Source organism: Stenotrophomonas sp. PS02297 (genome assembly GCF_029959705.1).
Taxonomy (GTDB): Bacteria; Pseudomonadota; Gammaproteobacteria; order Xanthomonadales; family Xanthomonadaceae; genus Stenotrophomonas; species Stenotrophomonas nitritireducens.
The window spans coordinates 38,850-48,334 of sequence record NZ_JASCOS010000017.1 but is presented as its reverse complement, the minus strand read 5'-3'; the positions used below and the strand labels follow the sequence as shown (position 1 = coordinate 48,334).

General features: G+C 72.6%; 11 protein-coding genes. 3 read left to right on the top strand and 8 right to left on the bottom strand.

Annotated elements, in window-relative coordinates:
• Positions 1 to 676: beta-ketoacyl synthase chain length factor (locus QMX80_RS06200; RefSeq protein ID WP_282275930.1), on the top strand; the 676-nt coding region annotated here is incomplete at its 5' end.
• The gene (locus QMX80_RS06195; protein ID WP_055767127.1) at positions 669 to 1,460 is read left to right on the top strand and encodes a glycosyltransferase family 2 protein; all 792 of its coding nucleotides are present in this window, start codon (positions 669 to 671) and stop codon (positions 1,458 to 1,460) included. The genes QMX80_RS06200 and QMX80_RS06195, both read left to right, overlap by 8 nt.
• A 79-nt stretch (positions 1,461 to 1,539) precedes the next feature.
• Here the strand turns inward: QMX80_RS06195 and fabG are convergent, their stop codons facing one another.
• Genes fabG through QMX80_RS06155 form a run of 8 tightly spaced genes read right to left on the bottom strand, consistent with a single transcriptional unit; the run spans position 1,540 to position 7,989 of the window.
• Positions 1,540 to 2,268 carry a 3-oxoacyl-ACP reductase FabG gene (gene fabG / locus QMX80_RS06190; protein WP_282275929.1) on the bottom strand — a complete coding sequence of 243 codons (729 nt, stop codon included), beginning with the start codon at positions 2,266 to 2,268 and terminating at the stop codon, positions 1,540 to 1,542.
• Complete coding sequence (locus tag QMX80_RS06185) at positions 2,265 to 2,729, bottom strand: phosphotransferase (RefSeq protein WP_282275928.1); 465 nt, start codon at positions 2,727 to 2,729, stop codon at positions 2,265 to 2,267. The genes fabG and QMX80_RS06185 overlap by 4 nt, the downstream gene beginning before the upstream one ends.
• A complete protein-coding gene (locus QMX80_RS06180) occupies positions 2,716 to 5,013 on the bottom strand; it encodes an MMPL family transporter (protein ID WP_282275934.1) in 2,298 nt (765 codons plus the stop codon). Before QMX80_RS06180 ends, QMX80_RS06185 begins: the two co-directional genes overlap by 14 nt.
• 41 nt (positions 5,014 to 5,054) lie before the next feature.
• Positions 5,055 to 5,723: a LolA-related protein gene (locus QMX80_RS06175; RefSeq protein ID WP_282275927.1), complete on the bottom strand. Its 669-nt coding sequence runs from the start codon at positions 5,721 to 5,723 to the stop codon at positions 5,055 to 5,057.
• Positions 5,662 to 6,645, bottom strand: coding sequence for an acyltransferase (locus tag QMX80_RS06170; protein ID WP_282275926.1), 984 nt, complete (start codon positions 6,643 to 6,645; stop codon positions 5,662 to 5,664). The genes QMX80_RS06175 and QMX80_RS06170 overlap by 62 nt, the downstream gene beginning before the upstream one ends.
• Positions 6,642 to 6,941, bottom strand: a complete 300-nt coding sequence (locus tag QMX80_RS06165; protein ID WP_282275925.1) for a hypothetical protein — start codon at positions 6,939 to 6,941, stop codon at positions 6,642 to 6,644. The genes QMX80_RS06170 and QMX80_RS06165 overlap by 4 nt, the downstream gene beginning before the upstream one ends.
• A gap of 50 nt (positions 6,942 to 6,991) precedes the next feature.
• Positions 6,992 to 7,714: a ketosynthase gene (locus QMX80_RS06160; protein ID WP_282275924.1), complete on the bottom strand. Its 723-nt coding sequence runs from the start codon at positions 7,712 to 7,714 to the stop codon at positions 6,992 to 6,994.
• 5 nt (positions 7,715 to 7,719) lie between these two features.
• Positions 7,720 to 7,989, bottom strand: coding sequence for a phosphopantetheine-binding protein (locus QMX80_RS06155; protein ID WP_273081464.1), 270 nt, complete (start codon positions 7,987 to 7,989; stop codon positions 7,720 to 7,722).
• Between the two features lie 200 nt (positions 7,990 to 8,189).
• On the opposite strand from QMX80_RS06155, the gene QMX80_RS06150 reads away from it, so the two are divergent.
• A complete protein-coding gene (locus QMX80_RS06150; RefSeq protein WP_282275923.1) occupies positions 8,190 to 9,200 on the top strand; it encodes a pteridine-dependent deoxygenase in 1,011 nt (336 codons plus the stop codon).
• Positions 9,201 to 9,485 lie beyond the last annotated feature (285 nt).

The following is a 9,485-nucleotide window of genomic DNA, read 5'->3' as shown; positions in this document are numbered from 1 at the left end:
GCCGGCGCCCACGCTGCTGGCCGCGAACGAGCGCCGCCGCGCGCCGGCCACGGTGGCGGTGGCACTGGAAGCCGCGCTGGCCGCCTGCGAGGCGGCCGGGCGCGAGCCGGCGGCGCTGCCCTCGGTATTCGCCTCCACCCATGGCGAAATGTCGATCACCGACTACATGTGCGCGACCCTGGCCAGCGACCCGCGCGCGGTGTCGCCCACCCGCTTCCACAACTCGGTGCACAACGCCGCCGCCGGCTACTGGACCATCGGAGCCGGCGCGCACGTGCCGGCCACCGCGATCAGCGCCGGCTCCGGCAGCTTCGCGCAGGGGCTGGTCGAGGCGATGGCGCAGCTGGCCGCCGGCAGCGAGGCGGTGCTGCTGGTCGCCTACGACGGCCCATCCTGCGGTCCGCTGGGCGAGGTGGCGCCCAGCGAAGGCCTGCTCGGCGTCGCCCTGGTGCTGTCGCGCGTGCCCTGCCCCGACCTGCCGACGCTGCGCATGGAACTGGTGCAACACGCCGGGACGGACGCCGATGACGTGGCCGGGCCGCTGTCGCAACTGCTGGCCGGCAACGCCATGCAACCGGCGCTGCCGCTGCTGGAAGCGCTCGCGCTGGAGCGCGGACAGGTGCTGCTGCCGGCCGGCATCGAACAATGGCTGCGGATCGACATCGGCCATGGCTGATTCCCGCACACCGGCGCTGCGCCCCGACGAGGTGGCGGTGGTGATCCCGGCGCTCAACGAAGCGCTGCGCATCCGCGAAGTGGTCAGCGGCGCGCTCGCGTGGTTCCCGCACGTGATCGTGGTCGACGACGGCTCCGACGACGGCACCGCCGGCTGCATCGCCGACCTGCCGGTCACGGTGCTGCGCCATCCGCGCCGCAGCGGCAAGGGCCAGGCCCTGCGCAGCGGCTTCGCCGAGGCCGTGCGGCGCGGCCTGCGCGGCGTGCTGACCCTGGATGGCGACGGCCAGCATGCCGCCGCCGACCTGCCGCGGCTGCTGGCCAGCGCCAATCGCCACCCCGGCTGCATCGTCATCGGCGCGCGGCTGCGCAAGCGCGCCTCGCAGCCGCTGCTGCGGCGGCTGGCAAACGAATTCGGCGACTGGGGCGTGGCCTGGGGCACGCATTACCAGGTCGCCGACAGCCAGAGCGGGCAGCGTTTCTACCCGGCCGAGGTGATCGCGATGCGCGAGGTGCCCGGCGAAGACTTCGTGTTCGAGGCGCAGGTGCTGATCTCGGCCGCGCGGCAACTGGGCACGCGCTGCGTCTCGGTGCCGATCGAGTCGCGCTACCGCGCCGCCGGCAGCGACGAATGCTTCCGCCCCAGTCACTTCCGCCCGCTGCGCGACCTCACCCGCATCACCGTGCACATCGTGCGGCTGGCGCTGCGCCACGGCCATGTGCGGCAGGTGCACCGCACGATCCGCGCGCATCCGCCGGTGATCGATGAAGCCAGGGGTGAATGAAGAGTGAGAGAAAGCAGCGGCGGCAGCGCGGGGCTTTTGCCCTTTCCCGCTCCTCACTGCTCCTCGCCCACTCCTGCCCTCACCCCATGCCACCATTGATGCCGATCACCTGGCCGTTGATGTAGCCGGCGTCGTCGCCGCACAGGAAGGCGACCAGCGCCGCCACTTCTTCCGGCTTTCCCGCGCGCGCGGCGGGCACCGCCTGCTTGATCATCTCCGGCGGGAACGCATCGGCCGCCATCTTTCCTTCGATCACGCCCGGCGCGACGACGTTGACGCTGATGCCGCGGCTGGCCATTTCCCGCGCCAGCGATTTCGAGGCGCCGTGCAGCGCGGCCTTGGCCGCGGCGTAGTTGGTCTGGCCGCGGTTGCCCAGCACCGCCGCCACCGACGAGACATTGACGATGCGGCCCCAGCGCGTGCGCGCCATCGGCAGCAGCAGCGGCTGGGTGACGTGGAAGAAACCGTGCAGCGAAACGTCGATCACCCGACGCCAGCGCGCCGCGTCCATGCCGGCCATCGGCGCGTCGTCGTGTACGCCGGCGTTGTTGACCACGATCTGGATCGGGCCGTCGGCCAGCAGCTCGTCCAGCGCCGCGGCGGTCGCCTCGCCGTCGGCCACGTCGAACGCCACCGCCTGCGCGCTGCCGCCGGCCGCAAGGATGTCCGCGGCCACCGCCTGCGCACGGGCCAGGTTGCCGTTGGCGTGCACGATCACGTGCGCACCGTCGGCCGCCAGGCGCCGGCAGATCGCCCCGCCCAGGTCGCCGCTGCCGCCAGTGACCAGTGCGCGTCGTTTCGTGTTCATCGCCGCTCTCCCTGCATGTCGTCTCCCACGCTGTCCGGTTGCAGCATCACCGCGGCGCGGCCTTCGGCCAGCACGCGCGCGCCATGGGTGATGCGGAAGCTGTACTGCTGGCTGGTTTCCGCTTCGGCCAGTACCTGCGCGGTCGCCTCGATGGCGCCTTCCAGATCGTCGATGCGCGCGACATGCAGCTGCACATCGCGCAGCGCCACCAGCACGCCGGGCACCACCGCACCGCCGCGCTGGCGCACGCGCAGGCCACCGTGCACCGCCATCGCCTGCGCGCCGTATTCGCACAGGTGGATCGCGCGCAACCGTCCGTCGCTGCGCAGCGGGTGCGCCGGGTCACGATGGTTGAAGGCGCGCAGGGCGATGTCCGAGGCGCTCCAGGCGGCCACCTCGTCCCACAGGCACATGCCGCCCTGGTGCGGCACCAGCCGCAGGATGTCCTCACGCGCCAGCATCGGCGGCGGCCTCCTGCCAGGGCTCGCGCGAGATCAGCAGCGCCAGCGCGAAATTGCACACCACGCCCAGCGCCACCGTGCTGCCGATCGCGCGCAGCACCGGGATCGAGGACAGGCCGAGCAGGCTGAACACCAGCAGTGTCATCGCGCTGCACACCAGCAGGCCATGCAGGGTGCGCAGCTGGTCGGCGAGGCTGTCGCCGGCGTGCTCGAAGAACAGCCCGTAGTCCAGGCCCAGGCCGGCGGCCAGGATCAGCCCGATCAGGTGGAACAGGTTCAGTTCGATGCCCGCCCCGCGCAGCAGCGCCAGCACCACCAGCGTGGTCAGCGCCATCGGCAGCAATACGCGCAGCACGCGGCGCGGCGAGCGCAGCGCCGCCCACACCGTGGCGGCCAGCAGCAGCACCGCCACCGCCAGCGCCGCCAGCACGCGCCCGCGGTATTCGGCCACCAGCGATTCGGAGGCGTGCTTCAGGTCCAGCAGTTCAGCGCCGTGCAGGCGCGCGCTGGTCGCCACCGCGGCCACGTCGCGCAGCCCGCTCAGCGACACCAGCGCAGTGGCGTGGCCGCTGCCCTGCAGCAGCAGGCCACCGACCGCGGTCGCCAGCGGCGTGCCATGCAGGTCCTGCGGCTGCAGCGCAGGCGCGCCACGGGCGCGCTGCACGTCGGCGACGAAGGGTTCGAAGGCATCGTCGCGGAACGGCGTCTGCGCCACCGCCGCGGCCAGTGCGCCGCGCAGCGTGGCTTCGTCCGGCAGCCGCTGCTGGCGCTGGCGCTGCAGCGCGGCGCTGGGCAGGTAGCGCGCGGCCATGTCGTAGCGGTCCAGTGCGCCGTCGGCGACGAGCTGGTCCAGCACCGGCCGCAGTCGTTCGCTCGCGGCCAGCGCCGCCTGCGCGTCGTCGCCGCGCACGGTGATCACGTAACGCACGTCCGGCGCGCCCAGTTCGCCGCGCAGCTGCGCATCGCGCAGCAGGTCGGCCGTATCCACCGGCGTCAGCTTGCCCAGGTCGTTCTGCCAGAACGGCCCCGGCGCCCACACCAGCACCGCCAGCGCTGCCGCTGCCAGCACCGCCAGCGAACGCCGCGGGCGCGGCAACCGCCGGGTGTGGCGCCACAGCCGCGCCAGCCACGCCGAATCGGCGAAGTCGCGGGTGGCCGGATCGACCAGCGCCGGCAGCAGGTAGCGCGTGGCCAGTGCCGCGGTGGCCAGCGCGGTGATGGTGAACACCGACAGCTGCTTCAGTCCCTCGACGCCGGAGAACAGGAACGTCAGGTAGGCGATGCAGGTGGCGACCACGCCGGTGCCCAGCGTCGGCCACAGCGCGCGCACGTTGTCCCACGGCGAGCGGCCGGGGCGCTCGTGGCTGAAAAAGTGGATCGGATAGTCCTGTACCACGCCGATCAGGGTGAAGCCGAAGGCGATGGTGATGCCGTGCACGCCATCGAAGGCCAACGCCGTCACGGCCAGCCCGGCCAGGCCAGCGCTGGCCAGCGGCAGGAACCCCAGGATCGGCATTTTCCAGCTGCGATAGGCGACCCACAGCAGCAGGATCATGCCGATCGTATCGATGGTGCCGATGACGCCGGCCTCGTTGGCGGTGCGGTTGCCGATCTTCACCGAGAACGCGCCCGGCCCGCTCATTTCCAGGCGGCCGCCGCTGCCGGCGGCGATGCGCTCGAAGGCCGCCTCGATCGTGTCCACCGCCTGCTGCTGCGCGCCGGGATCGAAGCCGGCCGCGCGCGTCTGCACCAGCAGCAGGGCCTGCCGGCCGCTGTGGTCGAACCAGACCTCGTCGATGCGCTGCGGCGCGTTGGCCGGCTGCAGCGCTTCGGCCACGCGCAGCACCTGCAGGGTGGGATCGGACGGCAGCAGCGGTTCGACCAGCCCGCCGGCCGGCGAGCCCAGGTCCTGCAGCCGCGCCTGCAGTTCGTCGTGCAGGTTCGCGGCGCTGAACGCATCGCCGGGCAACTCGTCGATCAGGTAGCGGTAGGGCAGCAGGCGTTCGGGAAAGGCGTCCAGCCCGGCCTGCCCGCCATTGGCAACCAGCTCGAACTGCGGATCGGCCGCCAGCGCCTCGTGCAGTTGCCGCGACTGCGCGGCCAGCTGCTCCGGCGCCGCGCCGGACAGCGCCAGCAGCAGCAGCCGCGCGCCCGGGCCTTCGCCCAGTTCGTCGAGCAGCAGTTTCTGCGCCGGGGTACGCGCATCGGGCATGAACTTGCGCAGGTCGCCGCTGACCTGCATGCGCCCGCTCACCCAGGCGGTGAGCAGGCCCAGCAGCAGCATCCAGCCGATCGCCAGGCCGATGCGCCGGCGCGGGGTCAACTTCAACGGCGGCTCCTGTCCTGAGCGGACCCCGGCGGCGCGGAACCATCGCGCGCGCCGTCATGGCACAGCGCGGCCAGCGCATCGGCCTGGCGCACGTCGCCGGCGGCACCGGCCGCGCCGCCGAGCAGGGTGCGCTGCAGGTCGCCGCGTGCCGGTTGCGTCTCGATGCAGCGCAGCTCGCCGTCGCGGCCGCGCAGGGTCACCTCGCGCACCCGTGCGGCCAGCGCCTGCGCCTTGGGCGTGAGCACCAGTTGCCAGCGCTGCGCGTTGCCGGACGCCTGCAGGCGATAGGCCTGTTCCAGCGCGGCCAGGTCGCCGGACAGCAAGGCGCCGAAGCTGGCCTGCAGGTCCGACAGCTCCGGCACGCGCTGCAGCGAGAACACGCGCGGCGGCTTGCCGGCGCGCTCGATGCTGACCTGACCCCCGGCGATCGTGGTGGTTTCGGCGTAGGGCGCGCGCACCTCGCGCACCAGCGTGCCGGCATCCGGGCGGCGGTACTGGCCCTCCACCCGCAGCGGTTCCTTCAGCAGCGCCGAACCGCGCAGTTCGACGAAGCCGGTCTGGCTTGGCGCCGGCTGCGCCAGCTGGCGCAGGATCCACCCCGCATCAACCTCGGCCGCCATCGCCGGCACGCTGCCGCAGCCCGCGGCCAGGAGCGTCGCCAGCATCCAGCGGCGCGGAAAGAGGAACGTCTGAATGCCAGAAATCATAGAAATTGAACCAGTTCCAGGGAGCGCCGTGCAGATGCTGTTCCAGCCTGCCGGCATAACGGTGAACCAGCGCCGACAAGGCCTCGGCGCGCTGCGCGCGCGGCACGTCGAGCGCCGGCGCGAACGGCTCGAACAGCAGATCGTAGCGGTTGCCGCCGCGGTACAGGCCGAAGGCCAGCATCACCGGCGCCTTCAGCACGCTGGCGATCAGCCACGGCGCGGTCGGGAACGGCGCCGGCGCGCCGAGCAGCGGCGCCTGCAAGGCGGTTTCGCCCGGCCGCGCGCGGTCCACCAGCAGCGCCACCATCGCGCCTTCCTCCAGCGCCTGCTGGATGGCGAGCACCACCGCCGGCCCACCCTGCCCGGCATCGATGATGCCCGCGGCCAGGCCCGGGTCGAGTTCGGCCAGCAGCTCGGTGATGGCGGCATTGTGGGCGCGGTCCAGCAGCACCCGCAGTTTCAGGTCCGGCCGCTGCCGGCCCAGCGCGCGCAGCGCGTCGAAGCTGCCCAGGTGCGAGCCGAACAGCAGCACGCCGCGGCCTTCGTCCAGCTGCTCGAGCAGGGCCTGCGTGCCGTCGGTACGGATGTCGAACAGGTCCATGCGCCCGCCGAGCAGGAACACCCGGTCGAGGATGGTCGCGGCGAAGGTATGGATATGCCGCGCCACGTCCCACAGGCTGGCGCGGCGGCACAGCGCGCGGCCCAGATAGGCGCGCGAGGCGCGGCGTTCGCTGCCGCGCACCAGCAGGAAATAGGCGGTGATGGGATACAGGCAGAGCCGGCCGATGCCGCGCCCGCCGTGGCGGGCGATGCCGGCGATCAGGCGGATCGCGGCGCGGCCGCCGCCCTCGGGCCGGCGCTTCCAGTCGGCATCGCTCATGCGACCGCGCCCCCGTCAGCGGCCACCAGCTCGCCGCGCGCGATCAGCTCGTCGCCGCGCCACACCCGGAATTTCCAGCGCGGCGTGTGCCCGTCCAGTTCGATCCGCGCACTCTGCCCGGGCAGCAGCGGCGCCATGAACTTCACCTGCGGCAGGCGCAATGCCTCCAACGGCCTGCCGGCGGAGGCCTCGGCCGCGCGCAGCACGTGTTCGAGCACCACCACGCCCGGCACCAGCGGCCGTCCCGGGAAATGGCCGGGCAGGCAGGGATGCTCGCGGGGAACGGTGAACTGCATGGCGTGACGGGCGGCGGGGTGGGCCACAGGATACCCGCGGCCCGCCGCGTTCAACGCAGCAGGTCGCGCCAGAATGCCGGGCCGAGCTGCCCCATCTGGCGCACGAACTGGCCGGCACTGCGGTAGGGCCGTTGCGGGAACAGCCGGCAGCGCAGCGCGTATTCGGCCACGAAGAAGCCGCCGATCAGGCCCCAGTCGGCCACGTTCGCGCACCACGACCACTGCGCATGGCTCAGCGGCCAGCGCGGCTGCCGGCCGAACGCGGCCAGCAGGCCGTCAGGCACCGCGCTCATCGCCAGCCCCAGGTTGATCGCCGCCAGCAGCGCCAGCAGCAGCGCCCACGCCGCGGTCAGGCGTCGTGTATAGCGCTCCAGCCGGTCGTCGACCGGTACTCCGGCACGCGCATGCAGGGCCTGCACGATGCGGGTGATCAGCGGCAGCCGGCCCGGCCGCAGCGAGCGCGCGAAGCCCCAGGCCACCAGCAACGGGAACACCACCGGCGGCGCCAGCAGCAGCATCCACGCCCACGGCGAGCGCCCCAGCCAGGCCAGCAGCAGCCCCGATGCCAGCAGCGCGGCCCAGGCCACGGGCCGGCGGCGGCCCAGCGCATCGAGCAGGCACAGCAGCACCAGCCCGAACAGCGCCAGCGCGGCCCAGCCGCCCTCGCTGCGCAGGCTGGCCACATGCGAGAGCGCCGGATAGGCCAGCAACAGCACGATCCGCAGGATGCTGGCGGCCGGCCCGTGGCCGGGCGCGTGGCCGGCGCCGCTCATGGCGTTCAGGCGGTCCGGTTCGCCTGCACGTGCGCCGACAGCGCGCGCAGCGAGGCGAAGATGCGGCGGTTGTCGTCGTTGTCCGAGCGCAGCTGGAAGCCGTAGCGCTTGCCGATGGCCAGGGCCAGCTCCAGCGCGTCGATCGAATCCAGGCCCAGCCCGTCGTTGAACAGCGCCGCCTCCGGATCGATCGCCGCCGGGTCCACGTCTTCCAGGTTCAGGCTCTGGACCAGCAGCCCGGCCAGCTCGCGCTCGGCCTCGGTTTGTTGCGACATCGCCACTTCCACTAGGAGATTGATGCGCAACGATCCGGTATCGCCGCCCGCGGCGCAACCATGGCCGCCACGGCGCGCGCGGTATCATGGCGCTTTCTGCAGCACCGATCCGCCCGCACGATGACGTCCTTGTTCCCCTGCCCTGCTTCCGTTTTCCCTCCCGCCCAACCTGCCTGCCTCCATGGCTGCGGGAGCGCGCGATGAACGCGGTTTCCGGCTTCGCGCCCGCCGCCGGGCTGGAGGTGGACTACGCCGATCCGGCGCAGCTGCCGGCCCTGCTGGCCGATCCGCAGGTGCTGGCCGTGTTCGGCTTCCAGGCCGGCGACGGCGCCCCCGCCAGCGACGACCCGCGCTACCTGCAGGTCGGCCTGCAACCGGAAGGCGAGCCGCGGCTGGAAGTCTGGCGCGGCGCCGGGACGGTGCGCAGCGGCCGCGAGGCCGACGGCCTGGCCTGGGCCAGCGACGGCGCACTGATGTTCGGCGCGCTGCAGATCGCCGAATCCCGCCACGGCGGCATCCTCGAAGCCGGCGCGCATGCCTATGCGCGGCTGCTGTCGGCGCTGCCGCAGCAGGGCTACCCGCATCTGCTGCGCATCTGGAACTACCTGGACGCGATCACCGAGGGCGAGGGCGACGACGAGCGCTACCGCCAGTTCTGCATCGGCCGCGCCCGCGGCATCGGCACCATCGACGTCGGCACCCTGCCCGCGGCCACCGCCATCGGCCGCCTGGATGGCGTGCGCGTGCTGCAGGTCTATTGGCTGGCCGCGCGCGTGCCCGGCACACCGCTGGAGAACCCGCGCCAGGTCAGCGCCTGGCGCTATCCGCGCCAGTACGGCCCGCAGTCGCCCAGCTTCGCCCGCGGCATGCTCGCCGCGCCGGGCAGCGCGCTGCCGCTGCTGCTGTCCGGCACCGCCAGCGTGGTCGGCCACGCCACGCTGCACGGCGAGGACACGCTGCGCCAGCTGGAGGAAACCTTCGCCAATCTCGACGCGCTGGTGGGCACGGCGCGCGCGCGCCTGCCGGCATTGCCGGCGCATTTCGGCGCGGGCAGCCGGCTGAAGGTCTACGTACGCGATGCGGCGGAGATCCCGGCGATACGGCAGGCGCTGGCGCGGCAGCTGCCGGCGGAGGTGCCATACATCGTGCTGCACGCGGAAGTGTGCCGGCGCGATCTGCGGGTGGAGATCGACGGGGTGCACGGCGCCTGACTGCGGTTGCGGTTGCGGTTGCGGTTGCCCCTGATTCTGCTCTTGCCTTGGCTTTTGACTTCCGGATCCCCTTCCGTAGCGACGGAGCCGACGGACAAGACCCCGCAGGGGCGACGTGCAGGGACGCACGTCGTTTTTCGACGAGACAGGGATGTCTCGTCGAAAAATCCCGGCGGCGTAGTGGACCCGGAGTGCCGCAGGCACGGAGGGCGCGGAGGCAGGGGCGTGCTTGACCAGCCATTCGGCTGTTGGAAAAACACTTCTCTTGGTTACTTCTCTTTGCAC

Coding starts and splice junctions, on each gene's coding strand:
- fabG (WP_282275929.1), bottom strand. CDS start 2,268: ATGAACACGAAACGACGCGCACTGGTCACTGGCGGCAGCGGCGACCTG.
- QMX80_RS06185 (WP_282275928.1), bottom strand. CDS start 2,729: ATGCTGGCGCGTGAGGACATCCTGCGGCTGGTGCCGCACCAGGGCGGC.
- QMX80_RS06155 (WP_273081464.1), bottom strand. CDS start 7,989: ATGTCGCAACAAACCGAGGCCGAGCGCGAGCTGGCCGGGCTGCTGGTC.
- QMX80_RS06165 (WP_282275925.1), bottom strand. CDS start 6,941: ATGCAGTTCACCGTTCCCCGCGAGCATCCCTGCCTGCCCGGCCATTTC.
- QMX80_RS06170 (WP_282275926.1), bottom strand. CDS start 6,645: ATGAGCGATGCCGACTGGAAGCGCCGGCCCGAGGGCGGCGGCCGCGCC.
- QMX80_RS06180 (WP_282275934.1), bottom strand. CDS start 5,013: ATGCTGCTGCTGGGCCTGCTCACCGCCTGGGTGAGCGGGCGCATGCAG.
- QMX80_RS06175 (WP_282275927.1), bottom strand. CDS start 5,723: ATGCTGGCGACGCTCCTGGCCGCGGGCTGCGGCAGCGTGCCGGCGATG.
- QMX80_RS06150 (WP_282275923.1), top strand. CDS start 8,190: ATGAACGCGGTTTCCGGCTTCGCGCCCGCCGCCGGGCTGGAGGTGGAC.
- QMX80_RS06160 (WP_282275924.1), bottom strand. CDS start 7,714: ATGAGCGGCGCCGGCCACGCGCCCGGCCACGGGCCGGCCGCCAGCATC.
- QMX80_RS06195 (WP_055767127.1), top strand. CDS start 669: ATGGCTGATTCCCGCACACCGGCGCTGCGCCCCGACGAGGTGGCGGTG.